Genomic DNA, 24,286 nt, shown 5'->3' with positions numbered 1-24,286 from the left:
AAGTGCAAACCTTGCGGGAGCGATTGACCTCGTCCCTGGGGGCGGTAGGACAGCCTCCGCCCCTCTCGGGGAAATAGGATGCCGAGAGGCGGGGCAAGGACGTTGCGCACCTGCCCCGGAAGGTTTAGCGAGTGAGCGCCTTGTCCCCACCCTCGCGCACCCAGAACAGCACTGCGCCGGCCACGGCGGCGGGCATGATCACCAGGTTCACCACCGGGATCAGCAGCGCGAGATAGGTCACACCGCCGAAGCCCATGCAGGCCCAGCGTCGCTCGCGCAGCCAGGCGAGCATCTCGTTCCAGCCCAGCTTGTGGTTGTCAGCGGGAAAGTCGATGTACTGCACGGCCATCATCCACACGCCGAACAGCAGCCAGAGCGGTGCGGCGATCAGGTTCAGGCCGGGGATCAGGCTGAGGATGAACAGGCCGAGGGCGCGCGGCAGGAAGTAGCCGAGCTTGCGCAGTTCGCGGCCGATGGTGCGCGGCACCATGGCCATCAGTTCGGTCCAGCTGAACTCCGGGAAGTCGTCGGTGCCGCGCACCACCACTTCGACCTTCTCCGCGAGGAAGCCGTTGAAGGGCGCGGCGATCAGGTTGGCGATCATCGTGAAGGTGAAGAACACGATCAGCAGTACCAGCGCGACGAACAGCGGCCAGAGGATGAACTGCAGGAAGCTCAGCCAGTCCGGCAGGCTTGGCATCAGGGCGTCGACCCAGTGACTGAACTCGCTGACCGCGAAGCCGATCAGGCCGATGAACAGGATGAGGTTGATGCTCAGCGGCAACAGCACGAACAGCCGCAGGCCGGGGCGCATCATCAGTTTCAGGCCTTCGCTGAGGTATTGCGGGCCGCTCAGGGTAGACATGGGATTCTCCAGGGGACTCCAAGGTAAAGCGGCTGCGACCTTAGCAGACCCGGCGAAGGGCCGGCGAGCCGTCTGTTTTGCCGGGTGTGTGGCGGTTCAGGCGCGGTGGTAGCGTTGGCAGCGGTTGCGCTCCTGCTTGGCCTGGTACATGGCGATGTCGGCGGCGCCGGTGAGGCCCTCGGCGTCGCTCGCGTCCTGTGGATAAAACGCGATGCCGATGCTCGGGGTGACGAAGTCGATGGTCTGGCCGTTCAGCTCGTAGGGGCTGCCCAGCACCCGCAGCAGGCGCGTGCCCAGGCTTTCGGCCTGCGGCGGTTCGGCGTTTTCCAGGAGCACGGCGAATTCGTCGCCACCCAGGCGGTACGCTTGGTCCGGCTGGCGCAGGCTGTTGTGCAGGCGGTCCCCGACGGCGGCCAGCAGGGCATCGCCGGTGGCGTGGCCGAAGCGGTCGTTGACCTGCTTGAAGCGGTCCAGGTCGATGTACAGCAGGGCGACCCGTTCGCAACGGATGATCGCAGCGGGCAGCTGTTCGTCGAACGCCTTGCGGTTGCCCAGGCCGGTCACGGCATCGCGGAAGGCCAGGTCGATCAGCTGGTTCTGGTAGGCGACGTGCTGGCTGATGTCACGCAGGATGCCGCGGAAACCGGTGAACACACCCTGGTTGTCGCGGATCGCCGAGCAGCGCGTCTCGCAGTTGAGCAGGCGGCCGTCGCGGCACTTGAAGGGGGCGGAAAAGGTGGTTTCACGCTGCTCGTCGTCGCGCACCTGGACGTAGAGCGCCTGGGCGCGTTGGGCGTCTGCCTCGGGCAGCAGCTGGCTGTAGTGACGACCGACGATTTCTTCGGCCGAGTAGCCGAGCATCCGGCACAGCGCGGCGTTGACGGTGAGCATGATGCCTTTGTCGTCCATCTCGAAGTAGCCATCGCGGATCGCGTCGAGGATCGCCCGGTCCCGTGCCTCGCTCTTTTCCAGGCGGTCGAGCATGTGGTTCATCTCGCCGGCGAGCTGACCGAGTTCATCGTTGCCCAGGCTGCCGAGGCGATGCTGGTTGTCGTCCGGGCCGATGCTGGAAACCTCGTGGTTGAGCGTGCGCACGCGGCGGATGATCCAGAACTCCAGCGCCAGGTAGGCCAGCAGCAGGGCAGTGGCGAGCAGGGCCAGCGCCAGGTAGAGGAACAGCCGGATCGATTGCCGGCCCTGCACGTACAGCGGCCTGGGGCTGGTGACCTCGATGCGCATCTGCGGCTGGCCTTTGGAGTTCAGGTACAGCAGCGACATCTGCTGCTTGTTCTTGCCCAGCAGCTCGCGTGGGCTGAGCAGGGTGGCGCCACGGTTGTTGGGGATGTTCAGTGGCCGCCAGCTGCTGTCGGGGCGGGCATCGTCGGCCAGGCGCAGGCGCGCGCCCATCTGGTCTTCCAGGGCGGCCGTCCGCTGCTTGTCGAACAGTACGCCGGCGATCAGCGCGCCGGCGGGTTCGGCGCGCCCGGCGCTGTCGCTGATCGGATAGCTCAGCAGCAACTGCGGCACACCGTCGATCTGCACCAACTGGTCGATGCTGTGCCGTGTATCGCCCTCTACGTCCAGGGCGCCCAGGTCGAGGGCGGTTTTCAGGATGTCGCGCTGCAGGACGTAAGGGTGGGGTGTGGACACCCCGGGGAAGCGGCCGGCCAGGTCGTCGAGCTTCCATTGCTGGCCGACGATCCGTCCCTTGCGGTCAACGTACAGCACATAGTCGAAGCCGAGGATGCCGAGCATGTCGACTTCGAGGTTGTCGGCGATGAATTTCGCATCGGGGTGCTGCATGAAGGCGTAGCTGCTGTCCCACCAGGCGTAGCTGCGGGCGATATCGAGGAAGCGCTGTTTCTCGAAGCCGATGCGCTTGTGGACGATACGTACCTCATCGGCCAGGCGCTGGCGGTCGCCCCGGTCGAAGCGGTCGAGCAGGATCATGTCTGACAGCATCCATACCCCGGCCAGGCTGGCGGCGAACAGGGGTAGGAACAGCAGGAGCAGGCGAGCGCGAAGATTCATGCGAAAGACGAAGGGACCTTTGATGTTGGCTTGAGTCTAGTCAGTTGGAGAGTAGATGCGCGGCGGATAGACAATGGCTATGAAGTGAATTGAGATTGGGCATTTCTGTAGGGCTATGTCTGAGCTGTAAGCTGCGTCCCAAGTCCAATTGCGCCGGATCAATGGCAAATCAGGATACGCCTGACATATCTCAAGGGTATTTGGAAATTCTGCAGGACAATGGGTTCCGTGGTTCAGGCCACACCGCATTGCCGAAGGTCTCCAGGTCATGCGGTCCCGCGCAAGAAACCTTTCAGAGGAGCTGCCGTTCCTCCAACCTTCCCCCTGGTACTTTGGCAGCTCCCTTTTCTTCTGCCTGACGTTCTTCCACCGAACGTCGTTCTTCAACTGAACACTAGGAGGCTGCGATGTCCGAGAGTCGCCACGCGCGGGTCATCATTCTGGGTTCCGGTCCGGCCGGTTACAGCGCCGCGGTCTACGCCGCCCGCGCCAACCTCAAGCCACTGCTGATCACCGGCCTGCAGGCCGGCGGCCAGTTGACCACCACCACCGAAGTCGACAACTGGCCGGGCGATCCCCACGGGCTCACCGGGCCTGCGCTGATGCAGCGCATGCAGGAACACGCCGAGCGCTTCGAGACCGAGATCGTCTTCGACCATATCCACGGTGTGGACCTGGCCGGTAAACCCTTCGTGCTCAAGGGCGACAGCGGCACCTACACCGCCGATGCGCTGATCATCGCCACCGGTGCCAGCGCGCGCTACCTCGGCCTGCCCTCGGAAGAGGCGTTCATGGGCAAGGGCGTGTCCGCCTGCGCCACCTGCGACGGCTTCTTCTACCGCAACCGCGAAGTGGCGGTGGTGGGCGGCGGCAACACCGCCGTGGAAGAAGCGCTGTACCTGGCCAACATCGCCAGCAAGGTCACCCTGGTGCACCGCCGCGATAGCTTCCGTGCCGAGAAGATTCTGCAGGACAAGCTCCGCGCCCGCGTCGCCGAGGGCAAGATCGAGCTGCGGGTGAACGCCCAGGTCGAGGAAGTGCTGGGCGATGCCATGGGCGTCACCGGCGTGCGCCTGCGCCACAACGATGGCGAGACGTCCGAGCTGAAAGTGGACGGTCTGTTCGTCGCCATCGGCCATACGCCCAATACTTCGCTGTTCGAGGGCCAGCTGGCGCTCAAGGACGGTTACCTGGTGGTCAATGGCGGCCGCGAGGGCAATGCCACCGCAACCAACATCCCCGGCGTATTCGCTGCCGGCGACGTGGCCGACCACGTCTATCGTCAGGCCATCACCTCCGCCGGCGCCGGCTGCATGGCCGCGCTGGACGTGGAACGTTACCTGGATTCCCTGTAACGGCCCGAAGAGCCGGCGTGCAGGAAGGGGCCCCGCTTGCGGGGCCTTTTTCTTTGCGCCGCTCAGTGACTGTGGCTCTTCGTAGGAGCGAGCTTGCTCGCGAATCGCTTGACGCCGTGCCTTGCAGGTTCGCGAGCAAGCTCGCTCCTGCAGGTCAGCATCAGGCGGTCGAGTGGTTCGAGCGCCCAAGAAAAAGCCCCGCATGAGCGGGGCTTTTTCATCGAGCCAAACGACCTCAGCCGCGACGCGACAGCGGCTGGCGCTCGAAGTTGACGCCGGCCAGGCCGGTGCTCTGCAGGGCGCGGATGTTGGCGTGGTCGGTGCCCTCGGGGTTGTCACGCACGGCGCGGTAGTGCTCGCCGAACGCCAGCAGCGACTCCTCCTGGCTCAGGCCTTCGAGGATGGCGAAGCCCAGGGTCTTGCAGGAGCCTTCGTTCTGCCCGGCGGGGTTTTCCACAGTGCCGTTGCTGAAGGCGCTGGGGGTGTAGCTGTAGTGCTCGGCGATGTACGCCAGGGTGTCGGTGAACAGGTGCTGCTCGCTGCGCAGGCGCGCGCGAAAATCGTTGAGGGTCATCAAGGCAAACTCGTTAGTGCTTCTTCGCGTTATCGAAGGCCGCCTGCTGGGCAGGCGACGCTTCCGTCTGATACTTGGCCTTCCATTCGGCGTAAGGCATGCCGTAGATCTCTTCGCGGGCCTGGTCGGGGCTGACCGCCAGTCCCATGTCGTCGGCCGCGGCCTTGTACCACTTGGACAGGCAGTTGCGGCAGAAGCCGGCAAGATTCATCAGATCGATGTTCTGCACGTCCTTGCGGGTGCGCAGGTGCTGCACCAGGGTGCGGAACGCGGCGGCTTCAAGTTCGGTGCGCTGTTCGTCGGTCAGGTTCAGGGGCTCGGTCATGGCGTATCTCTCATTGGGCGCAACAGAGGCGCATGGCGGGGCTGGCGCGATTCTATAGAGCGAGGCGATCGGCCAGCAACGCCCGTTGGCCGACTGGCACGGGCGTACGGCTTGCGCGACCGGCCGGTCAGCGCCGGGCGGCCAGCGCGATGGACACCGACTCGGCGAAACGCAGCGCGTGCGGCTTGTCCACTTCCACTTCAGCGTAGTGCACCGCGGGATTGCTCATTACCAGGTCGAGCAGTTCCTGGGTCAGGCGCTCGAGCAGGGCGAAGCGGTTTTCTTCCACGTGGGCGATGATCGCCTTGGTGATGGTGCGGTAGTTCAGCGCATGATCGATGTCGTTGACCTGCACCGCATCGCCGGCCGGGTAGAGGATGGTGAGGTTGATCAGCACATCCTGCTTGTTGAGGATTTCGTCCTCCTTGATGCCGATGTAGGTGCGCACGCGCAGATCCTTGACCCGGATTCGCGCCATGCCTGGCTCCAGTTGCGTCATTTCACTTGCTCCGTCCGATCAGTTGCAGGAATTCCTGGCGGGTGGTGTTGGACTCGCGGAACGCGCCGAGCATCACCGAGGTGTTCATCACCGAGTTCTGCTTCTCCACCCCGCGCATCATCATGCACATGTGTTGTGCCTCGATCACCACGGCAACGCCGGCGGCGCTGGTGACCTGCTCGATCGCCTCGGCGATCTGCCGGGTCAGGCTTTCCTGGATCTGCAGGCGACGGGCGAACATGTCGACGATGCGCGCCACCTTCGACAGGCCCAGCACCTTGCCGGTGGGAATGTACGCCACATGGGCCTTGCCGATGAAGGGCAGCAGGTGATGCTCGCACAGCGAGTAGAGCTCGACATCCTTGACGATCACCATTTCGTCATTGTCCGAGGCGAACAGCGCGCCGTTGACGATCTCCTCCAGCGTCTGCCCGTAGCCGTGGCAGAGGAACTGCATGGCCTTGGCCGCGCGCTTGGGCGTGTCCAGCAGGCCCTCGCGGTCGGGGTCTTCGCCGAGCCCCAGGAGAATCTCACGGTAGTGGCGAGACATGTCTTCGATCATTGGGGGAGTCCTCACGCCCGCGCTGTGCGGGTCATTTCAGGTGCCGGCCGCCGTTGACGGTCAGGGTGGTGCCGGTCACGTAGGGGCTGTCGAGCAGGTAGCGCACGCTCTGGTAGATCACGTCGGGGCCGGGCTCGATGCCCATGGCGGATTTGGCCAGGGTACGGGCGCGGTAGGCGTCGTCGTCGCCCGGGTTGAACATGATCAGTGCCGGCGCGATGCCGTTGACCTTGATGCGCGGGGCGAAGCGCGCGGCGAAGGACAGGGTGAGGTTGTCCAGGCCGGCCTTGCTGGCGCAGTAGGCGATACGATTGGCGCTGCCCTTGCGGGCGACGTCGTCGGAGAGGTGGATGATGTCCGCCGGGGCGCCGCGCTCGGCCGCGTCGCGTTCGAGCAACGGCGCGCAACGCAGGTTGATCAGGTAGGGCGCGAGCATGTGCAGGCGGAACAGTTCGTCGAAGGCGTCGGCCTCATGGCCGGGCACTTCGGTAATCCAGGCCGAGGCGTTGTGGATGATCGCGCGCAGGCGGTCGGTATGGGATGCGAGCGTACCGATGAAGGCGAGGATGCCGGCCTCGTCGGCCAGCTCCGCGTGCAGGCAGGTCGCGCCCAGCTGGCGCAACTCATCGACGCCGGGTTTCTCCTGGCGGTAGGTCGCGATCACCGGATGGCCGTCCTGCAGCAGGCGCTTCGCGCAGTGCAGGCCGATGCGTTGGCTGGCGCCGGTGATGAGGATGGGAGCCGGGGTATTGCCCATGCGCGCCTCGTGGAATCGGGGAAAACGGCGCTGCGGGAAATATCCGAGCGGCCGGGTAGGGCAAAACTATACCAGCCCCGGCGCGGCCCGGCACGGTTGGGGCATAATGGGTGGCCTTGTCTTGCCTTGTGGGAGTGAACATGAAAGTCGCCATTCTGTCCGGCTCGGTCTATGGCACCGCCGAAGAGGTCGCGCGCCACGCCAAGCGCCTGCTCGAAGCGGCCGGTTTCGAAGCCTGGCACGATCCGCGTGTCACCCTCGACGGCCTGCTGGACTTCGGCCCCGAGGCGCTGCTGGTGGTGACCTCGACCACTGGCATGGGCGACCTGCCGGACACCTTCCAGCCGCTGTACTACGCACTGCGCGACCGCCTGCCGAACTGGCGCGACCGTCCGGGCGGCGTGATCGCCCTGGGCGACTCCAGCTATGGCGATACCTATTGCGGCGGCGGCGAGCTGGTGCGCGAACTGCTGGTGGAGCTGGGCATGCGCGAAGTGGTGCCGATGCTGCGCCTGGACGGCAGCGAAACGGTGGACCAGGAGACCGACGCCGAGCCCTGGATCGCCGAGTTCATTGCCGCGCTGAAAGCCTGATGCACCCCCGCGCCCGTTATCTGATCGATACCCTGGGGCTCGCCCCGCACCCCGAGGGCGGCTTTTATCGCCGGGTGTTCGATTCGTCCCTGATGGGCGCCGATGGCCGCCAGCAATCCTCGGCCATTTTCTTCCTGCTGCCCGGCGGCACGGTCAGCCGCTGGCACCGCATCGATGCCGACGAACTCTGGCATTACCACGAAGGCGGTCCGCTGGAGCTGCTGGTGGCCGAAACACCGGAAAGCCTGCTCATCGAACGCCTCGGCCCGGTGGGTGAGGGCAGCCTGCCGCAGCGCGCGGTGCCCGCCCACGCCTGGCAGGCGGCGCGTTGCCTGGGGGATTACGTGCTGGTGGGCTGCACGGTGTCGCCGGCGTTCGAGTTCGCCGGGTTCAGGCTGCTGGCCGATGACGCCGAGGCGCAGCGGGCGTGGCCGAAGCTGATCGGGGCGTTTCCCGAGTTGCTGTAAAGCGGTTCGCGAGCAAGCTCGCTCCTACAAGAGCGGGCTCGGTACAGGGGCTAACCTGTTGGAGCGAACTTGCTCGCGAACCCGCATCACGCCGTTCCCACCGGATGCAACGGCATCTCCTCCATCAACGCCAGCCACGCCTTGGCCGCATTCGACAGGTAAGCATCGCGCCGCCAGATGAAGCTGATATCCCAGCGCAGGTCCGGCTGGCTCAGCAGCACACGCGCCACGCCCGGACGTTCCAGGTCCTCAGCCACGACCCGCGGCAGCAGCACCACCCCTTGGCCGGCGGCGACCAGCGCGCCGAGGAAGTCCGCCTGGCCGCTGCGGCCGCCTTCCTTCGGCTCGAAGCCGGCCTCGCGGCAGGCGCGCAGCAAGCGATCATTGAGGGTGAAACTCTGCTGGTAGAGCAGGAAGGGCGTATCGGCCAGTTCCACCAGGCTCAGGCTCTCCCGCGTGGCCAGCGGATGATCGGCCGGCAGCAGGGCGTCGAGCGGCTCGTTGCAGAACGGCTGGTGGTCGAACGCCGGGTCTTCCGGGGTGAGGCCGCCGCCCAGTTCCAGCTCGCCGCTGTAGACCAGCTCTTCCATGGTCTTGCTGCCGCCCTCGATCAGGTGCACGGCGATGTTCGGGTAGCGCCGCCGGTACTCGGCGAAGCGCCCGGCGAACAGCGCGTCGGCGCCCAGCAGTGGCAGGCCCAGGCGCAGTTCGCCACGGTGCAGGCGGGTGAGGTCGTCCAGTTCGGTGAGCAGCTCGCGGCGCAGGCGCAGCATGTCCTCGGCGCGCCGTAGCACCACCTCGCCGGCGGCGGTCAGGCGGATATGCGGACCGCTGCGCTCCAGCAATTGCACGCGCAGGCTCTGTTCCAGCTGGGCGACCTGCTTGCTCACCGCCGACTGACTGGCGTTCAGGTGCACCGCCGCCTGGGTGAAGCTGCCCTGGCGCACCACTTCGGTGAAGGTGCGCAGTTGCTTGAATTCCATTCCGGAATGGCTCCGATTCGATCAATTCGCTTTGGCGATGATAGGCGCGGGCGTAGGCTTTGCACCATTCCCGAACGCTTTCTTCCTCTCCCAAAAGCATCGAGACCGCTGCCATGTTCCGCCGCGCCGCCCGCCTGATTTTCGAACTCGCCGTCCTGGCCGCCTTCTGGTGGGTCGGCGGCTGGATCGCCACCCTCACCGGCCTGCCGCTGCCGGGCGGGGTGATCGGGCTGGCGCTGCTGCTGGTGCTGTTCGCCTGCGGGGCGATCCGCCCGGCCCTGCTGCAGGGCGGCGCCGGCGTGTTGCTGGCGGAAATGCTGCTGTTCTTCATCCCCGCGCTGATGAGCCTGCTGGACTACGGCCCGCTGCTGCGCAGCGAGGGCTGGAAGATCCTGCTGGTGATCACCGCCAGCACCGTGCTGGTGATGCTGGCTACCGCCCTGGCGGTGGAATGGATGTGCCACTGGAGGTCGCGCCATGAGTCTCGATAAGCAACCCCTGTTCTGGCTGGCCGCCACCCTCGGCGGCTACCTGCTCAGCCGCCTGCTGTACCGGCGTTACCAGCAGTACTGGCTGTCGCCGATCGTGTTCGTCCCGGTGCTGCTGTTCGCCCTGGCGATCCCGATGCACGCGACCTACGCCGACTACGCCCGCGACACCAACTGGCTGGTGGCACTGCTCGGCCCGGCCACCGTGGCCTTCGCCATTCCGATCTGGCAGCAGCGTGCGTTGCTCGCCCGCCACTGGCCGGCGCTGCTGACCGGCATGCTCGCCGGCTCGAGCATGGCCATCGGCAGTTCATGGGCGCTGGCCCATGCGCTGGCGCTGGACGGCCAGGTGACCCTGTCGCTGCTGCCGCGCTCGATCACCACACCGTTCGCCATGGAAATGTCCCATGACCTGGGCGGCGTTCCTTCGCTGACCGCCGCCTTCGTAATGATCACCGGGGTGTTCGGCGCCCTGGTCGGTGGCGTGCTGATGCGCCTGCTGCACCTGCGCTCGGCCCTGGCTCGTGGCGCGCTGCTGGGTGTGGGCGCCCACGGTGCGGGTACCAGCCGGGCCTATGAGTTCGGCGGCGAGGAAGGTTCGGCGGCCGGCCTGCTGATGGTCCTGACCGGGCTGTTCAACCTGCTGATGGCGCCGGTCCTGGCGTATTGCCTGTAAGCCGCCGGGGGCGGTTTCCATTCGTTGTCGTTGAGATCGGGCGCAGGGTGGCAAGGCTGCCCTGCGCCCGGCTTATGGCCTGTCATTCGGCAAGCCATGCCGGGGGCAACTGTCAGTTCCGTGACAGTCCACCGCTCGCGCCGCTGGCTAGACTGCTGCCTGGCACAACTACAACAACGAAGAGGGTTCCGCCCATGCACGCCGCACACCCGTTGCCCACCGCGAACGTCAAGGACCAGGTTTCCGCCGCCGAATGGCAGACCCGCGTCGATCTTGCCGCCTGTTACCGACTGATCGCGATGCATGGCTGGGATGACCTGATCTTCACTCACATTTCCGCCAAGGTGCCCGGCACCGAAGACTTTCTGATCAACCCCTTCGGCATGATGTTCCACGAGATCACCGCCTCCAGCCTGGTGAAGGTCGATCTCGCCGGCAAGAAGCTGATGGACAGCCCCTACGAGATCAACCCGGCCGGCTACACCATCCACAGCGCCGTCCACGAAGTCCGCCACGACGTCTCCTGCGTGCTGCACACCCACACCGCCGCCGGCATCGCCGTTTCCGCGCAGAAACAAGGCCTGCTGCCGATTTCCCAGCAGTCGCTGTTCGTGCTCTCGAGCCTGGCCTACCACGGTTACGAGGGCGTGGCGCTGAACCATGACGAGAAGGCGCGTCTGCAGGCCGACCTGGGCGAGGCTGCCTTCATGATCCTGCCCAACCACGGCCTGATGACCTGCGGCCCGACCATCGCCGACACCTTCCTGATGATGTTCACCCTGCAGCGCGCCTGCGAGATCCAGGTGCTGGCCCAGGGTGGCGGCGCCGAACTGATCATGATTCCGCAGCAGATCCTCGACGGCGCCATGGCCATGGCTGCCGGCGTCACCCGCAGCAAGCAGGGCCTGGGCGGCGCGCTGGCGTGGCCGGCGCTGCTGCGCAAGCTGGACCAGCAGAACCCCGGCTACCGCGACTGATGGGCCTGCCTGGCATCGCCCTGCGCGACTGGCGCGCGCAGGGCAGTTCCTTCACCTTCCGCGGCCACCACATCCGCTACTGGAGCGCCGGCAGCGGCGAGCCGTTGCTGCTGATCCACGGCTTCCCCACCGCCTCCTGGGACTGGCATTACCTGTGGCGTCCGCTGGCCGAGCGCTACCGGGTGATCGCCTGTGACATGCTCGGTTTCGGCGACTCCGCCAAGCCGCGCGGCCACGACTACCGCATCCTCGAACAGGCCGACCTGAAGCAGGCGCTGCTGGTGCACCTGGACGTACACGAGCCGGTGCACCTGCTGGTCCACGACTATGGCAACAGCGTCGGCCAGGAACTGCTGGCGCGGCACGAGGAGGGCGGGTTCGCCCTGGCCTCCTGCGTGTTCCTCAACGGCGGCCTGTTCCCGGAAACCCATCGCGCGGTGCTGTCGCAGAAACTGCTGCTCAGCCCGTTGGGCGGCCTGTTCGCCCGGCTGTTCAACCGCCGCCGCCTGGCGCAGAACTTCGCCAAGGTATTCGGCCCGGCCAGCCAGCCATCGGAGGCGGAACTGGACACCTTCTGGGAGCTGATCCGGCATAACGACGGGACGCGGGTGATGCACCGGCTGATCCACTACATCCTCGACCGCCGCGAGCACCGCGAGCGCTGGGTTGGCGCGATGCAGCGCACGCAGGTGCCGCTGCGGGTGATCGATGGCCCGGTGGACCCGATTTCCGGCGCGCACATGGTGGAGCGTTATCGGGCATTGATCCCCCGGCCGGATACCGTCGAGCTTTCCGGTATCGGTCATTACCCGCAGGTTGAGGCGCCGGAACAGGTGCTACAGCACTATCTGGCGTTCCGACAGGAAAGGGCTCGATAGGTACGGACTGATCCGTCTGGATATTCGGAACTGACTGATCGTTTGGCTTCGTGTGGCGGCGGTAGCTTCCCCGGATTTGTCCAACCGGAGGCCGCCGCCATGCCACTCAGATCCGTCATTCCCGTCCGCCAGCCCCAGGGCTCGATGCTGTACCGGGCGTTGCTGCACCTGCGCCGGGATTTCGTCTTCGTCGCCGTCCCTTTGCTGTTGCTGCTGGTAGGCATCTGCGCCGCCGGTTGCTATTACGCCTGGATGATCCAGCACTGGGTGCCCGCTGCACTGGGCGCCCTGGCGCTGCTGCCGGCGTTCGGCCTGCTGCTGTTCTGGAGCGAATATGACTGGTGGCTGTTCAAGCTCGGCCCGCGCGAGGAACTGAACCTGCCGATCCGCTGATCATCCCCCGGCCTTATTGGGCACCATTCGCCCTGATCGTCTTGCTTGTGACCCGATCGCGACTGCCGGACACTCCGGAAAAACAGACCTGCCTGGAGTTCCTGCCATGAGTGATGCCCTGCGTTTCGACGGAAAAGTCGTGATCGTTACCGGAGCCGGCGGCGGTATCGGCCGCGCCCACGCCCTGCTGTTCGCCAAGCACGGCGCCACGGTGGTGGTGAACGACCTGGGTGGCAGCACTCACGGTGAAGGCGCCAACGCCTCGGCCGCCGATCGCGTGGTGGCGGAAATCCGCGAAGCCGGCGGCACCGCCATCGCCAACCATGACTCGGTGACCGACGGCGAGAAGATCGTGCGCCAGGCCGTGGAAGCGTTCGGCCGCATCGACGTGGTGGTGAACAACGCCGGCATCCTGCGCGACAAGACCTTCCACAAGATGGAAGACGCCGACTGGGACCTGGTCTACAAGGTCCATGTCGAGGGCGCCTACAAGGTAACCCGCGCCGCCTGGCCGTTCATGCGCGAGCAGGGCTATGGCCGGGTGATCTTCACCTCGTCCACCTCCGGCATCTACGGCAACTTCGGCCAGAGCAACTACGGCATGGCCAAGCTCGGCCTGTACGGCCTGACCCGCAACCTGGCCATCGAAGGCCGCAAGAACAACATCTTCGTCAACGCCATCGCTCCCACCGGCGGCACCCGCATGACCGAAGGCCTGATCCCGCCGCAGGTGTTCGAGCAGCTCAAGCCCGAGCTGGTCAGCCCGCTGGTGGTGTACCTGGGCAGCGAAGCCTGCCAGGAGACTTCCGGCCTGTTCGAAGTGGGCGGCGGCTGGATCGGCAAGGTGCGCTGGGAGCGCAGCCTGGGTGTGGGCTTCGACCCGCGCAAGGGTTTCAGCGTCGAGGATGTGGCGGCCAATTTCGCGCAGATCTGCGATTTCGAGAACGCCGCGCACCCGAAGGACAACGTCGAGGCGCTGCGCGAGATGATGGCGAACCTGCAGAAATACGCCGGTTGATCCGGCCAGCCTGACCGGCGGAACGGCCAGCGGGCTGTTCCTCGGCGGCAGACGCAGTATGGTGAAAGGGCCGGCTCATAGTCGGCCCTTTGCTTTTCTGCCTCGATGCCCAAGGAGTTCGCCATGAGCGTGATAATCGAGAGGAACGGCCCGGTGACCACCCTGGTGATCGCCCGCCCGGCGGTACGCAATGCCGTGGACCTGCCCACCGCCCAGGCGTTGGCCGATGCCTTGCGCGATTTCGAGCAGGACGAGGAGGCGCAGGTCGCCGTGCTTACCGGCGCCGGCGGCACCTTCTGCGCGGGCGCTGATCTTGCGGCGGTGGCCGAGGACGGTGAGCGGCGCAATCGCCTGGAAACCGAAGGCGACGGGCCGATGGGGCCAAGCCGCATGCAGTTGTCCAAGCCGCTGATCGCCGCCATCGAGGGCTATGCCGTGGCCGGCGGGCTGGAACTGGCGCTGCTGGCCGACTTGCGGGTGATGGCCGAGGATGCGGTGTGCGGGGTGTTCTGCCGGCGCTTCGGCGTGCCGCTGATCGACGGCGGCACCGTGCGCCTGCCGCGCATCATTGGCCAGGGCCGGGCGCTGGACATGATCCTCACCGGCCGCCCGGTGGGGGCGCAGGAGGCGCTGATGATGGGCCTGGCCAACCGCGTGGTGCCGCGCGGGCAGGCGCTGGAGGCGGCGGAAGAGCTGGCGCGGGAGATCGCCGAGTTTCCCCAGCGTTGCATGCTGGCCGATCGTGCCAGTGTTTTCACGCAATGGACCCTGTCCTTCGATGTGGCGATGGCCAATGAATTCCAGGGCGGGATGGCGGTGATCCAGAGCGGAGAGACAGTGGAAGGGGCGAAGCGCTTCACCGACGGGGAAGGGCGGCACGGGGAGTTTTGAGGGAACGGGGCGAGAGCGCCCTCACCCTAACCCTCTCCCGGAGGGAGAGGGGACCGTCCTGAGCGGCGTACGCCTCGGCGTCAGTCGGTCATGACGGTTCCTACCAATCGGGCGTTTCAGGATGAACACTGCACCAGTCAGTGCTCCGGACCTTCCCTCTACACCCGCGCCGACCGCGCCGATCAATCCCGCTGGATGATCACATAGGTCTTGCGCACGGTTTCCTGGATATCCCATACGCCCAGGCTGTTCTGCGGCAGCAGGAAGGCGTCGCCGGCCTGGAAGGCAATGGTCTCGCCGCCATCCGGGGTGAAGGTGCCGCGGCCGGAGATGAAGTGGCAGAACTCCTGCTCGACGATCTGACGGCGCCAGCGGCCGGGGGTGCATTCCCAGATGCCGGTTTCCACGCGGTCGGTGCGTTCGATGGATTCCACGCGGGTTTCCGACACCGGCTCGCCCAGCGGCACGGCGACCGGGCTGGCGGCGCCGAGCTCGGCGTGCAGGGTGTTCTTCAGGTGGGTCAGTTTCATTCGGGGCTCCAGTGGGTTTTCTCTAGGGGCTGATCAGCCGACCTTCCAGGTCATCAGGCCTTCCATGGTCGCGGCGAGCTTCTCCGCCAGGCGGCGGCGCCACGGGGCGCTGTGCGGGTTGGCCAGCACTTCGTCTTCATGCACGAAACTGCGGATGATCGCGTTGTAGCCCAGCCAGCGGCATGGCTCGGGCTCCCAGCCACGCAGGCCGTCCTGCAGGGTGCGGTCGTCGATCACCCAGGGCTGCCGGGTCAGTTCGCTGTGCTGGCCGAGGATCAGGTCGGCCAGGGTGCGACCACCCAGGTTGGTGGCGCCGACGCCTTCGCCGCCGTAACCGCCGGAAAGAGCGATGCCGTTGCGACGGTCGATCAGCATGTGTGGGCGGAAGCGCCGCGACATGCCGAGGTTGCCGCCCCAGGTGTGGGTGATGCGTACGTCCTTCAGGCGCGGGAAGAGTTCGCCGAACAGGTAGCGGCGCAGACCCACTTCATCGTCGGTCAGGCTGAAATCGGTGCGCAGCTTGCCGCCGAAGCGGTAGCCGCCGCGGGCGCCGAAGGCCAGGCGATTGTCGGCGGTGCGCTGGCCATAGGTGACCTGGCGGCTGAATTCGCTGAAGGCCTGGCCCTGTTCCAGACCAATCTCGGCCCAGACCGATTCCGGCAGCGGTTCGGTGGCCACCAGTAGGCTCTGCACCGGCAGTTGGTAGTTGCCCAGCGGCGGCAGGTCGGCGGCGTAGCCTTCGATGGCCGGCACCACCCAGTGCGCTTTCAGCTCACCTTGCGCGGTGCGCAGCAGGCCCGGCGCCCAGTGGGTCACGCGGCTCTTCTCGAAGATCTGCACGCCCTGGCGCTCCACGGCGCGGGCCAGGCCACGGACCAGCTTGGCCGGGTTGATGGTGGCGCAGTGCGGGGTGTGGATCGCGCCCAGTGCGCTGGGAATGCGCAGCTGTTCGGCGAGCTGGCTGGCGGTGAGCCAGCGGTAGTCGTCTTCGGTCAGGCCCTCGGCATGGAGGTGCGCGAGGTAGTCGCGCAGGCGGCGTTCCTGCTCCGGATAGCGCGCGGCGGTGTAGAGCACGCCGCCCTTGCGGTAGTCGCAGTCGATGCCTTCACGTTCGAGCACACGGGCGACTTCGTCGGGGATGTCGTGCAGCAGGTCGTAGGAGGCACGGCGCTGTTCCGGGGAGAGGCCGGCGAGCAGGCGGTCTTCGCCGAGAATGTTGCCCATCAGCCAGCCGCCGTTGCGGCCCGAGGCGCCGAAGCCGGCGGTTTCCGCTTCGACGATGGCGATCTTCAGCTGCGGCGCGCGCTGCTTCAGGTAGTAGGCGGTCCACAGTCCGGTGTAACCGGCGCCGGCAATGGCCACATCGACGTCCAGCGAGCCTTGCAGGGACGGACGCGGGACGAGGTCGTCGTCCAGTTGGTTCATCCACAGACTGATATGACGCCATGCCGACATAGACGACTCCGGAGGGGAAGTGGGGGAATGTCGTCAAGCCTAGAGGTGGCGCGGGCTCCTGTCGTCTGCGCGGGTACGCGGGGAGTGCCCGCGCGCCCGCCGGCAGCTCTCGGTCAGGCGTCGTTCTGCTCGTCGCGCAGGCGCTTCAGGTACTCGCGCGGGGACTGCCCGGTGTGCTGGCGGAAGCAGCGGTAGAAGGCTGACAGCGAGTTGAAACCGGCGGAGAACGCCAGTTCGTCGATGCGCGCCGGCAGCGGCGGGCGCAGCTGGTCGAGCAGGTGGGTGAGGCGCGTCTGGTTGACGTACTGGTAGAAGCTCAGCCCCATCACCTGGTTGAGCAGGTAGGAAATCTGGTTGCGGGTGTAGCCGGTGGCGGTGGCCACTTGGGTGAGGTCCAGGTCTGGAGCCAGGTACGGCTGGCTCTTGCTGAAGTAGTGCTCCAGGTCGCTGGCCAGCTGGCTCAGCTGGCGCGGCGAGAGACCCAGGCGGCTGGTGGCCGGGCGCGGGTCCGCCGCCTGTGGGCGGTTCTCGCCGCCTTCACGCACCACCGAGGCGTATTCGTTGATCCGCCAGATCAGGCCGTCGCGCACGGTGATGGCTTCGCTGGAATGGAAGGTCGCCAGGCGGCCGCTCAGGGTCACCGCGATGCGGTACTGGATGAACGCGGTATCGCCATCCACGCGGATGCGGTCGATGTGGGCGAGGAACTCTTCCGGGCGGCTGGGCATGGTGCCCTGCACGTAGTCGCGCAGGTCGGCATAACCCAGGGTGCGATTCTGGAAGAAGTCGTTGTACTCCACCTGCGGATGGTAGAGCGCGAGCACCGCTTCGAGGTCGCGATGCTTCCAGCATTCGTGATAGCGCAGGACCACCTCGCGGGTCTGTTCGGTGAGGTGGCTGTCGGTCGGGCGTTGGTCGATGGCGTGCATAGGTTGCCAAGGATGCCAAAGAACCCTGCCCCTCGGGTAGTGGCAATGGCCGCTGCACTATCCAGATGCTCGATGGCCCGTCATTGCCTGCGCCAATATCGCCCGGAAAGGGCCGTGGCAGAGCAGGGATTCACTCTTTCGGGCGACGCCGCGAATACCACCTTGGAGCGCTTACTCCCCACCGGGGGCCTGAGTAGGGTGTAGCCACCTCGACACCGTCAGGAGAGCCGCATGACAACAAAAACAAGGCGCGGATTCTTCCAACCGCAACTTCTCGCCACCGCTGTCGCCCTGGGATGCGCCGCCCAGGCACAGGCCGTTTCGTTCAACATTGGGGAGATTGAAGGACAGTTCGATTCCAGCCTGTCCGTGGGGGCCAGCTGGAGTACCCAGAGTCCCAAGCAGGATCTGATCGGTTCCGCCAACGGCGGCCACGGGATGACCCAGACCAACGACGACGGGCGCCTGAACTTCCGCAAGGGCCACACCTTCTCGAAGATCTTCAAGGGCATCCACGACCTGGAGCTGAAGTATGGAGACTTCGGCGTCTTCACCCGGGGCAAGTACTGGTACGACTTCCGCCTGGAGGATGAAGGCACCGAGTGGAAGCCGATCTCCAACAGCGGTCGCAAGGAAGGCGCCAAGTCCTCCGGGGCGCAGCTGCTCGATGCCTTCGGCTACTACAACTATTCCATCGCCGACATGCCCGGCACTGTGCGCCTGGGCAAGCAGGTGGTGAGCTGGGGCGAGAGCACCTTCATCGGCAACAGCATCAACGCCATCAACCCCATCGACGTATCCGCCTTCCGCCGGCCCGGTTCGGAAATCAAGGAAGGCCTGATCCCGGTGAACATGCTCTACATGTCGCAGAGCCTCACCGACTCGCTGTCCGTGGAAGGCTTCTACCAGCTGGAGTGGGACCAGACGGTGCTCGACAACTGCGGCACCTTCTTCTCCACCACGGACGTGGCGGCCGATGGCTGCAACACCAACTACAACATCCTCGACAAGAACACCGTCACTGCGTTGAACGCGCCGGCGACCAAGGCGCTGCTCAACTCCCTGGGCGTGACTGTCACCCCCGAGGGCCTGATGGTGCCGCGCGGCGCCGACCGCGATGCCCGCGACTCCGGGCAGTGGGGCTTGTCGCTGCGTTGGTTGGGCGATGACGTCGAGTACGGCGCCTACGCCATGAACTACCACAGCCGCACGCCCATCGTGAGCATGCAGAACGCCAGTGCCGCCGATATCGGCAATGCCCTGCGTGCCATCGGCGCGGGCGCCTCGGCGCTGGCCCAGCCGATCCTGCTGGGGCGCGGCCACTATTTCCTTGAATACCCCGAGGACATCCGCCTGTATGGCTTGAGCTTCTCCACCACGCTGCCCACCGGCACCGCCTGGCAGGGCGAGTTCAGCTTCCGGCCGAACATGCCGCTGCAACTCAACACCACCGACCTGACGCCGCTGTTGGCCACCACAGTGGCCGGCGGCTTCGCCAGCGGCGGTGTGGCGGGCGCGCTGGCCCAGGCCGAGCAGGTCAACCACGGCTATATACGCAAGGACGTGAGCCAGGCGCAGACCACCTTCACCCACTTCTTCGACCAGGCCATGGGCGCCGACCGCGTCACCCTGGTGGGCGAAGTCGGCGTGACCTACGTTGGCGGCATGACCCGCGAGGTCGGCGAACGCTACGGCCGCGACTCGGTGTACGGTGTGCCGGAGAACGCGGTGGCCGATGCCCAGTATGGCAGCGGCGGCTTCTACACCTCCTCGTCCTGGGGTTACCGCGCCCGCACCATCTGGGACTACAACAACGTGTTCGCCGGGGTGAACCTCAAGCCGAACATCGCCTGGTCCCATGACGTGCATGGCTACGGCCCGGTCTTCAACGAAGGCAGCAAGGCCGCCAGCGTCGGCATCGATGCCGACTACCAGAACACCTACACCGCGAGCCTGAACTACACGAACTTCTTCGGCGGCGATTACAACACCATCGTCGACCGCGACTTCGTTTCGCTCAGCTTCGGCGTGAACTTCTGACCGCCTGACCAAGGAACCGACGTATGAGAACGACAAGAATCCTTCAATGTGGCGCGCTGGCCCTGAGCCTGCTGTCCTGCGGGGTGATGGCCGCGGTCTCCGCCGATGAGGTGGCGAAGCTTGGCAGCAGCCTTACGCCGATGGGCTCGCAGAAGGAAGGCAACGCCGACGGCAGCATCCCGGCCTGGACCGGCGGCATCGCCCGCGATGCAGGCAAGGTGGACGCCAAGGGCTTCCTCTCCGACCCGTTCGCCGATGAGAAGCCGCTGTTCACTATCACCGCGCAGAACGTGGACCAGTACAAGGACAAGCTTTCCGCCGGCCAACTGGCGCTGTTCAAGCGCTACCCGGACACCTACAAGATCCCGGTGTACAAGACTCACCGCAGCTTCGCGCTGCCCGACGAGGTCTACGGTTCGATCAAGCACAGCGCCGAGTTCGTCCAGCCGATCAACGACGGCAACGGCCTGGAGAACTTCGAGAAGAGCCGCTACTACGCCTTCCCGATTCCGAAGAACGGCGTGCAGGCGCTGTGGAACCACCTGACCCGTTACCACGGCGGCAATATCTCCCGCGTGGTGGTGCAGGTGGTGCCGCAGACCAACGGCAGCTATACGCCGATCCGCTTCGAGGAATCGATCGCGGTGCCGCAGAGCATGACCGAGCAGGACGCCAGCAAGACCGGCAACATCCTCACCTACTTCAAGCAGGAAGTGACCGCCCCGGCGCGCCTGGCCGGCAACGTGCTGCTGGTCCACGAGACCCTCGACCAGGTGAAGGAGCCGCGCCTGGCGTGGATCTACAACGCCGGCCAGCGCCGTGTGCGCCGCGCCCCGCAGGTGGCTTACGACGGCCCGGGCACCGCCTCGGACGGCATGCGTACTTCCGACAACTACGACATGTTCTCCGGCGCGCCGGACCGCTACGACTGGAAGCTGGTGGGCAAGCGCGAAATGTACATCCCGTACAACAGTTACCGGCTGAACTCGCCGCAGCTCAAGTACGACGATATCGTCAAACCCGGTCACATCAACCAGGACCTGACCCGCTACGAGTTGCACCGTGTGTGGGAAGTGGTCGGCACCCTGAAGGCCGGCGAGCGCAACATCTACGCCACTCGCCACTTCTACCTCGACGAGGACAGCTGGCAGATCGCCGAGTCCGAGCTGTACGACGGTCGCGGCCAACTGTGGCGCGTGGGCGAGGGCCATTCGATGACCTTCTACCCGGAACTGGCCACCGGCTACGCCGCAGAGTCGCTGTACGACATCCTCGCCGGCCGCTACGTGACCTTCGGCCTGAACAACGAAGAGAAGCGCGGTTACCAGTTCGGCAACAAGGCCAGCATGGCCGACTTCACCCCGGCGGCCCTGCGCAACACCGGCGTGCGCTGATCCGCTGCTGTGCTCCTTGCCCGGCGCCTCACGGTAGGCGCCGGGTTTCTTTTTTTGGGGGCGCAGTGTCTGCGCCGGGCCGTGAGCAGCCGGCGCTATGACGCGCCATGAATGCCGCTGATGGTCCTTTGCCCGGTCCGCGCCGGGGCATAGTCTGGCCCGCAGCAAATGGCCGGAAGAAGCCCATGTCGACAATCGCCCTGCACAGCGCGGCGCTGCCGCGACTGCCCCGCAAGCATCTGCCCCGTGAACGCCTGCGGGCCAGTCTTGGCGCCGCCGAATGCCGCCTGCGTCTGCTGGTGGCGCCGCCCGGCTGCGGCAAGACGGTGCTGCTGAGCGAGTGTGCACGCCAGGCGCCAGCCGGCACCCGCGTGGTCTGGTTGAGCCTCGGTGGGCGGCCGCTGGAGCCGGCGCAATTCTGCGAGCGGCTGGCCGAAGCGCTCGGTGTGCTTGAAGGGGGCGAAGAGGCGCTGGGCGCCTGGCTGGAGACGGTGAGCGAACCGATCTGGCTGATGCTCGACGATTACCCCCGGACGCCGGATGCTGCGCTGGATGACTGCTTCGACCGCCTGCTCGCGGTGGCGTCCCCGCAGATCGGCTGGTGGCTGGCCAGCCGGCGGCGGCCGAAGTGCAACCTGACGCGCCTGCTGCTCGAGGGCGAACTGCTGGAACTGGACGCCGCCACCCTTGCCCTGACCCAGGGCGAGCTCGATCGTTATCTGCAGCTGTCGGCCCTGGAATGGCCGCAGGTCCAACGCGAAGCGCTGCACGAGTCGACCCATGGCTGGTTCGCCGGTATCCGCCTGCGCCTGCTGAGCCTGGCGAACGACAGCGAGGTGCCGTGCACGATACAGGTGGCGGAGAGCGGCAGCGCGCTGTTGCAGGACTACCTGCAACGGGAAGTGCTGACTGCTCTGCCCGCGTCCCTGGCGGAGATGCTCTGCGCGCTGGCAAGCATTCCGCGCTTTGGCCGGGAGCTCAGCGATTACCTGTTCGACACGCCCGGCCAGGGGCTGGACGGACTGCTCGCCTGGGGGGCGTTGATCGAGCCGGTGGACAACACCCAGCGCTGGTTCCGGGCTGCGCCGATGCTCGCACCGACCCTGGCGCGCCTGTCCCGCTGGCCGGCGGCGATGTTGCATCGCCGGGCTTGCCAGTGGTTCAGCCAGTCCGGCGACCTCCACGCAGCGTTCGAACACGCCTTGCTCGCCGAGCAGCCGGACGAGGCGGCCAGCCTGCTGCAGCGTTTCACCGAAGAACACCTGCTGCACGGGCGCAATCTCGAACGGGTGCTCAAGCTGCGCGAAATGCTGCCGGACGAGTTGCTGTGCAGCACGCCGTGCCTGCTGGTGCTCAATGCCTGGACCCTGTTGTTCGTCGGCCGGCTGGACGATGCCAAGGCACTGCTCGCCGGCTTCACCCGCTTCCTGCCGATGCCCGGTGAGCGTCGGCAGCGCACGCTGGTCGCTCAGTGGCAGGGCCTGGCCGGAGTGCTCACTCACGCCCGGGGGCGCGCCGGCGCCCGCGAACAACTGCGCGAGGCGCTGGAGTACCTGCCGGAGGATGCCTGGGCGCAAAAGCTGATCTGCCTGTCGGCGCTGACCCAGCAGGCCCAGGCCGGCGGCAACCTGGCCGAAGCCCGCCTGATCAACCGGGATGCGCTCAGGCTCGCGCGGCTGCATGGCAGCCTGACCTTCGAAGCGCTGCTGGAGCTGGACCGCGCCCAGTGGCTGGAGCAGCGCGGCGAGCTGCAACGCGCCGACGCCCTGCTGGCGCGGGTACAGGACTATCTGGACGAAATCAGCGTGACCGGCAACGCCATGGCTGGACGCGTCGCCCTGCGCCGCGGCTGGCTGAGCCTGCGCCAGGGTCGCAACGACGAGGCGCGCGAGCTGTTCATCGCCGGCCTTACCGAAACCCGCCGCAGCCATGATCCGTGCCTGATCTACGGCCTCACCGGCATGGCCTGGCTGGATGCGCTGGATGACGACATCGACGGCGCTTTCAACCGACTGCTGGAGGCGGAACGGCTGATGCAGCTGCAGCATGTACCCGAGGCCGTGTACCGCGGCTCGCTGTTGCTGGTCAGCGGCGCCCTGAGCCTCCGCCAGGGGCGGGCGGAGCAGGCGCGCGAGGTGTTGCTGCGGGTCGCCTCGCGCTGCCGCACCGACCGCCTGAATCCGCCGGCCGCCATGCCTGACCTGATCCTGCGGGTGGAGCACCTGCTGGCGCTCGCCGAACTGTACGACGGCGAGGTCGAGGGTGCATTGCAACGCCTCTCCGCGATGCTGCCCGACCTGCTGCGGCAGGGGCGCAACACCCTGGCCTGCGATGTCTGGCTGGCGCTGGCCGAAGTCCATTACCTCGCCGGCAACCTGGATGACGCGCGCACCGCGCTCGACCAGGGGGTGGCGCTGGTGCAGCGCTTCGGCCTGCTCGCCGCTCTGCGGGAGACCCAGCGGCGCCAGCCGGGGCTGTTCGGCCTGCGCCCCTGCGCCAGCGAGATGCCCGCGCACAGCCTGCTCAGCCTGCGCGAGCTGTCGGTGCTGGAACTGATCGCGCGAGGCTGCTCGAACCTGGAAATCGGCGAGCGTCTCTACATCTCATTGCACACGGTGAAGACCCACGCCCGGCGGATCAACGGCAAGCTCGGCGTCGAGCGGCGCACCCAGGCGGTGGCGCGGGCGAAGGAACTGGGATTGCTCAAGATCTGAGGCTCTATGGCTCAGTGCAACGCCTTGGGCGGCACGCTGATCTCCGCCAGGCGCTGGGCCAGGCGCAGTTGCTCGGCGGGGTCGTCGCTGAGCAGCATCGCCCGCTCCAGGTCGTAGCGTTCGGCCTGCGGGCACTCCAGCGCGTGGTAGAGATCGGCGCGGGCCAGATGGTCGCCGGCGGTCGGCGGGCCCAGTTCAAGCACACGCTGGGCATCTTTCAGCGCGGCCATCGGTTCGCCCACGCCCAGGTGCAGTTGCCGCAGGTTGCGCGACAGGCGCTGGAGCATATCGGCGGCGCTGGCGGTTTGCAGGTGCGCGGCGGAAAGCTCCACCTGCGGCCCCAATTGGCGTACCAGCAGGTCGCGGCAGTCGCGGGTGTAGAGGCGACGGCCGGTGGCCGGGTCGAGCAGATGATCGGCGCCGGGAACGCGCAGCAGGAAGCGTCCGGGAAAATTCACTCCGACCAGGGAAATGCCTTGCTGGCGCGCCAGCTCCAGGGCGATCAGCGCCAGCGACAGCGGCTGGCCATGGCGGCGTTGCAGTACCCGGGGGAGCAGGGCGGCGCGGGGTTGCAGGGGGAACTCGTCGTCCTCGGCGAAGCCCAGCTCGCTCAGGCGGCGCAACAGCGCCTGGGCCCGCTCGGCGTCCGTGGTCGCCACCGGCAACGCCACCGCGACCTGATGCGCCAGGCTGTCGAGCAGGCGGCGTGCCTGTTCCGGGCCCTGGTGCGGCTCGTGCTCGGCGGCGATCCACAGCGCAGCCTCGAACAGAGCGGGTGGTTCCTGGGCGAGGCAGGCGAGGCAGGCTTGACGCGGGTTCATGGCGTTCTCCGGCTGACCCTGCGGTTTTAACCGTTGCGGGCCGCGCTCGTCCAGTCTCCGCCTGCGCTCGT

General features: G+C 66.6%; 25 protein-coding genes. 13 read left to right on the top strand and 12 right to left on the bottom strand.

Annotated elements, in window-relative coordinates; all coding sequences use genetic code 11:
* Positions 1-124 precede the first annotated feature (124 nt).
* Both cysZ and SD196_RS22115 read right to left on the bottom strand, forming a co-directional pair.
* Complete coding sequence (gene cysZ, locus SD196_RS22120) at positions 125-865, bottom strand: sulfate transporter CysZ (RefSeq protein WP_275608506.1); 741 nt, start codon at positions 863-865, stop codon at positions 125-127.
* 96 nt (positions 866-961) lie between these two features.
* Positions 962-2,896 carry a diguanylate cyclase domain-containing protein gene (locus tag SD196_RS22115; protein ID WP_416310668.1) on the bottom strand — a complete coding sequence of 645 codons (1,935 nt, stop codon included), beginning with the start codon at positions 2,894-2,896 and terminating at the stop codon, positions 962-964.
* Positions 2,897-3,303: 407 nt separating this feature from the next.
* On the opposite strand from SD196_RS22115, the gene trxB reads away from it, so the two are divergent.
* On the top strand, positions 3,304-4,251 hold the full coding sequence (trxB, locus tag SD196_RS22110; protein WP_275608504.1) for a thioredoxin-disulfide reductase: 948 nt from the start codon (positions 3,304-3,306) through the stop codon (positions 4,249-4,251).
* A gap of 235 nt (positions 4,252-4,486) precedes the next feature.
* On the opposite strand, the gene SD196_RS22105 is transcribed toward trxB, so the two are convergent.
* The 5 genes from SD196_RS22105 to folM form a co-directional block, all read right to left on the bottom strand.
* The gene (locus tag SD196_RS22105) at positions 4,487-4,825 is read right to left on the bottom strand and encodes a HopJ type III effector protein (RefSeq protein ID WP_275608503.1); all 339 of its coding nucleotides are present in this window, start codon (positions 4,823-4,825) and stop codon (positions 4,487-4,489) included.
* 13 nt (positions 4,826-4,838) lie between these two features.
* The gene (locus tag SD196_RS22100; RefSeq protein WP_275608502.1) at positions 4,839-5,150 is read right to left on the bottom strand and encodes a DUF1244 domain-containing protein; all 312 of its coding nucleotides are present in this window, start codon (positions 5,148-5,150) and stop codon (positions 4,839-4,841) included.
* A 127-nt stretch (positions 5,151-5,277) separates the two neighbouring features.
* Entirely contained in the window at positions 5,278-5,649 is a 372-nt protein-coding gene (gene folX, locus SD196_RS22095; protein WP_275608501.1) for a dihydroneopterin triphosphate 2'-epimerase, read from the bottom strand.
* 1 nt (position 5,650) lies between these two features.
* Complete coding sequence (gene folE, locus SD196_RS22090) at positions 5,651-6,211, bottom strand: GTP cyclohydrolase I FolE (protein WP_331319225.1); 561 nt, start codon at positions 6,209-6,211, stop codon at positions 5,651-5,653.
* A 31-nt stretch (positions 6,212-6,242) separates the two neighbouring features.
* On the bottom strand, positions 6,243-6,968 hold the full coding sequence (gene folM, locus SD196_RS22085; RefSeq protein WP_416310667.1) for a dihydromonapterin reductase: 726 nt from the start codon (positions 6,966-6,968) through the stop codon (positions 6,243-6,245).
* 140 nt (positions 6,969-7,108) lie between these two features.
* On the opposite strand from folM, the gene SD196_RS22080 reads away from it, so the two are divergent.
* Entirely contained in the window at positions 7,109-7,561 is a 453-nt protein-coding gene (locus tag SD196_RS22080; RefSeq protein ID WP_331319223.1) for a flavodoxin, read from the top strand.
* A complete protein-coding gene (locus SD196_RS22075; RefSeq protein ID WP_331319222.1) occupies positions 7,561-8,028 on the top strand; it encodes a cupin domain-containing protein in 468 nt (155 codons plus the stop codon). The genes SD196_RS22080 and SD196_RS22075 overlap by 1 nt, the downstream gene beginning before the upstream one ends.
* Before the next feature lie 86 nt (positions 8,029-8,114).
* Here the strand turns inward: SD196_RS22075 and SD196_RS22070 are convergent, their stop codons facing one another.
* Positions 8,115-9,011 (bottom strand): LysR family transcriptional regulator, encoded by an 897-nt coding sequence (locus tag SD196_RS22070; protein WP_416310666.1) that lies wholly within the window; start codon positions 9,009-9,011, stop codon positions 8,115-8,117.
* Positions 9,012-9,124: 113 nt separating this feature from the next.
* On the opposite strand from SD196_RS22070, the gene SD196_RS22065 reads away from it, so the two are divergent.
* The 7 genes from SD196_RS22065 (at position 9,125) to SD196_RS22035 (ending at position 14,332) form a co-directional block, all read left to right on the top strand.
* Entirely contained in the window at positions 9,125-9,502 is a 378-nt protein-coding gene (locus SD196_RS22065; RefSeq protein ID WP_416310665.1) for a CidA/LrgA family protein, read from the top strand.
* Entirely contained in the window at positions 9,489-10,175 is a 687-nt protein-coding gene (locus tag SD196_RS22060; RefSeq protein WP_416310664.1) for an LrgB family protein, read from the top strand. The genes SD196_RS22065 and SD196_RS22060 overlap by 14 nt, the downstream gene beginning before the upstream one ends.
* 194 nt (positions 10,176-10,369) lie before the next feature.
* Entirely contained in the window at positions 10,370-11,152 is a 783-nt protein-coding gene (locus tag SD196_RS22055; protein ID WP_275608492.1) for a class II aldolase/adducin family protein, read from the top strand.
* Positions 11,152-12,030: an alpha/beta fold hydrolase gene (locus SD196_RS22050; protein ID WP_416310663.1), complete on the top strand. Its 879-nt coding sequence runs from the start codon at positions 11,152-11,154 to the stop codon at positions 12,028-12,030. Before SD196_RS22055 ends, SD196_RS22050 begins: the two co-directional genes overlap by 1 nt.
* Positions 12,031-12,129: 99 nt before the next feature.
* Positions 12,130-12,423: a hypothetical protein gene (locus SD196_RS22045; protein WP_275608490.1), complete on the top strand. Its 294-nt coding sequence runs from the start codon at positions 12,130-12,132 to the stop codon at positions 12,421-12,423.
* Positions 12,424-12,529: 106 nt separating this feature from the next.
* The gene (locus SD196_RS22040; protein WP_275608489.1) at positions 12,530-13,441 is read left to right on the top strand and encodes an SDR family oxidoreductase; all 912 of its coding nucleotides are present in this window, start codon (positions 12,530-12,532) and stop codon (positions 13,439-13,441) included.
* Between the two features lie 123 nt (positions 13,442-13,564).
* A complete protein-coding gene (locus tag SD196_RS22035; RefSeq protein WP_331319217.1) occupies positions 13,565-14,332 on the top strand; it encodes a crotonase/enoyl-CoA hydratase family protein in 768 nt (255 codons plus the stop codon).
* Positions 14,333-14,514: 182 nt separating this feature from the next.
* On the opposite strand, the gene SD196_RS22030 is transcribed toward SD196_RS22035, so the two are convergent.
* From SD196_RS22030 to SD196_RS22020, 3 genes are all read right to left on the bottom strand, one after another.
* A complete protein-coding gene (locus SD196_RS22030) occupies positions 14,515-14,862 on the bottom strand; it encodes a cupin domain-containing protein (protein ID WP_275608487.1) in 348 nt (115 codons plus the stop codon).
* A 33-nt stretch (positions 14,863-14,895) separates the two neighbouring features.
* A complete protein-coding gene (locus SD196_RS22025) occupies positions 14,896-16,317 on the bottom strand; it encodes an NAD(P)/FAD-dependent oxidoreductase (protein WP_331319215.1) in 1,422 nt (473 codons plus the stop codon).
* A gap of 113 nt (positions 16,318-16,430) precedes the next feature.
* Complete coding sequence (locus SD196_RS22020) at positions 16,431-17,183, bottom strand: helix-turn-helix domain-containing protein (RefSeq protein ID WP_416311765.1); 753 nt, start codon at positions 17,181-17,183, stop codon at positions 16,431-16,433.
* 294 nt (positions 17,184-17,477) lie between these two features.
* Between SD196_RS22020 and SD196_RS22015 the strand changes: the two genes are divergently transcribed.
* The 3 genes from SD196_RS22015 to SD196_RS22005 all read left to right on the top strand — a co-directional run bounded on the left by SD196_RS22015 (position 17,478) and on the right by SD196_RS22005 (position 23,394).
* The gene (locus tag SD196_RS22015) at positions 17,478-19,286 is read left to right on the top strand and encodes a DUF1302 domain-containing protein (protein WP_275608485.1); all 1,809 of its coding nucleotides are present in this window, start codon (positions 17,478-17,480) and stop codon (positions 19,284-19,286) included.
* 23 nt (positions 19,287-19,309) lie between these two features.
* Positions 19,310-20,680: a DUF1329 domain-containing protein gene (locus tag SD196_RS22010; RefSeq protein WP_343577499.1), complete on the top strand. Its 1,371-nt coding sequence runs from the start codon at positions 19,310-19,312 to the stop codon at positions 20,678-20,680.
* A 185-nt stretch (positions 20,681-20,865) separates the two neighbouring features.
* Positions 20,866-23,394 (top strand): LuxR C-terminal-related transcriptional regulator, encoded by a 2,529-nt coding sequence (locus SD196_RS22005; RefSeq protein WP_416310662.1) that lies wholly within the window; start codon positions 20,866-20,868, stop codon positions 23,392-23,394.
* Positions 23,395-23,405: 11 nt separating this feature from the next.
* On the opposite strand, the gene SD196_RS22000 is transcribed toward SD196_RS22005, so the two are convergent.
* Positions 23,406-24,215, bottom strand: coding sequence for a SirB1 family protein (locus SD196_RS22000; protein WP_275608482.1), 810 nt, complete (start codon positions 24,213-24,215; stop codon positions 23,406-23,408).
* Between the last annotated feature and the right edge of the window lie 71 nt (positions 24,216-24,286).

This window comes from Pseudomonas macauensis, assembly GCF_047902425.1.
Taxonomy (GTDB): Bacteria; Pseudomonadota; Gammaproteobacteria; order Pseudomonadales; family Pseudomonadaceae; genus Pseudomonas.
Note: the sequence above shows the minus strand (reverse complement) of the source record. Positions and strands in the feature narration are given on the sequence as shown.

Bases quoted from the DNA above. Each gene is read 5' to 3' on its own strand.
- cysZ (WP_275608506.1), bottom strand. From the start codon at position 865: ATGTCTACCCTGAGCGGCCCGCAATACCTCAGCGAAGGCCTGAAACTG.
- SD196_RS22115 (WP_416310668.1), bottom strand. From the start codon at position 2,896: ATGAATCTTCGCGCTCGCCTGCTCCTGCTGTTCCTACCCCTGTTCGCC.
- trxB (WP_275608504.1), top strand. From the start codon at position 3,304: ATGTCCGAGAGTCGCCACGCGCGGGTCATCATTCTGGGTTCCGGTCCG.
- SD196_RS22105 (WP_275608503.1), bottom strand. From the start codon at position 4,825: ATGACCCTCAACGATTTTCGCGCGCGCCTGCGCAGCGAGCAGCACCTG.
- SD196_RS22100 (WP_275608502.1), bottom strand. From the start codon at position 5,150: ATGACCGAGCCCCTGAACCTGACCGACGAACAGCGCACCGAACTTGAA.
- folX (WP_275608501.1), bottom strand. From the start codon at position 5,649: ATGACGCAACTGGAGCCAGGCATGGCGCGAATCCGGGTCAAGGATCTG.
- folE (WP_331319225.1), bottom strand. From the start codon at position 6,211: ATGATCGAAGACATGTCTCGCCACTACCGTGAGATTCTCCTGGGGCTC.
- folM (WP_416310667.1), bottom strand. From the start codon at position 6,968: ATGGGCAATACCCCGGCTCCCATCCTCATCACCGGCGCCAGCCAACGC.
- SD196_RS22080 (WP_331319223.1), top strand. From the start codon at position 7,109: ATGAAAGTCGCCATTCTGTCCGGCTCGGTCTATGGCACCGCCGAAGAG.
- SD196_RS22075 (WP_331319222.1), top strand. From the start codon at position 7,561: ATGCACCCCCGCGCCCGTTATCTGATCGATACCCTGGGGCTCGCCCCG.
- SD196_RS22070 (WP_416310666.1), bottom strand. From the start codon at position 9,011: ATGGAATTCAAGCAACTGCGCACCTTCACCGAAGTGGTGCGCCAGGGC.
- SD196_RS22065 (WP_416310665.1), top strand. From the start codon at position 9,125: ATGTTCCGCCGCGCCGCCCGCCTGATTTTCGAACTCGCCGTCCTGGCC.
- SD196_RS22060 (WP_416310664.1), top strand. From the start codon at position 9,489: ATGAGTCTCGATAAGCAACCCCTGTTCTGGCTGGCCGCCACCCTCGGC.
- SD196_RS22055 (WP_275608492.1), top strand. From the start codon at position 10,370: ATGCACGCCGCACACCCGTTGCCCACCGCGAACGTCAAGGACCAGGTT.
- SD196_RS22050 (WP_416310663.1), top strand. From the start codon at position 11,152: ATGGGCCTGCCTGGCATCGCCCTGCGCGACTGGCGCGCGCAGGGCAGT.
- SD196_RS22045 (WP_275608490.1), top strand. From the start codon at position 12,130: ATGCCACTCAGATCCGTCATTCCCGTCCGCCAGCCCCAGGGCTCGATG.
- SD196_RS22040 (WP_275608489.1), top strand. From the start codon at position 12,530: ATGAGTGATGCCCTGCGTTTCGACGGAAAAGTCGTGATCGTTACCGGA.
- SD196_RS22035 (WP_331319217.1), top strand. From the start codon at position 13,565: ATGAGCGTGATAATCGAGAGGAACGGCCCGGTGACCACCCTGGTGATC.
- SD196_RS22030 (WP_275608487.1), bottom strand. From the start codon at position 14,862: ATGAAACTGACCCACCTGAAGAACACCCTGCACGCCGAGCTCGGCGCC.
- SD196_RS22025 (WP_331319215.1), bottom strand. From the start codon at position 16,317: ATGTCGGCATGGCGTCATATCAGTCTGTGGATGAACCAACTGGACGAC.
- SD196_RS22015 (WP_275608485.1), top strand. From the start codon at position 17,478: ATGACAACAAAAACAAGGCGCGGATTCTTCCAACCGCAACTTCTCGCC.
- SD196_RS22010 (WP_343577499.1), top strand. From the start codon at position 19,310: ATGAGAACGACAAGAATCCTTCAATGTGGCGCGCTGGCCCTGAGCCTG.
- SD196_RS22005 (WP_416310662.1), top strand. From the start codon at position 20,866: ATGTCGACAATCGCCCTGCACAGCGCGGCGCTGCCGCGACTGCCCCGC.
- SD196_RS22000 (WP_275608482.1), bottom strand. From the start codon at position 24,215: ATGAACCCGCGTCAAGCCTGCCTCGCCTGCCTCGCCCAGGAACCACCC.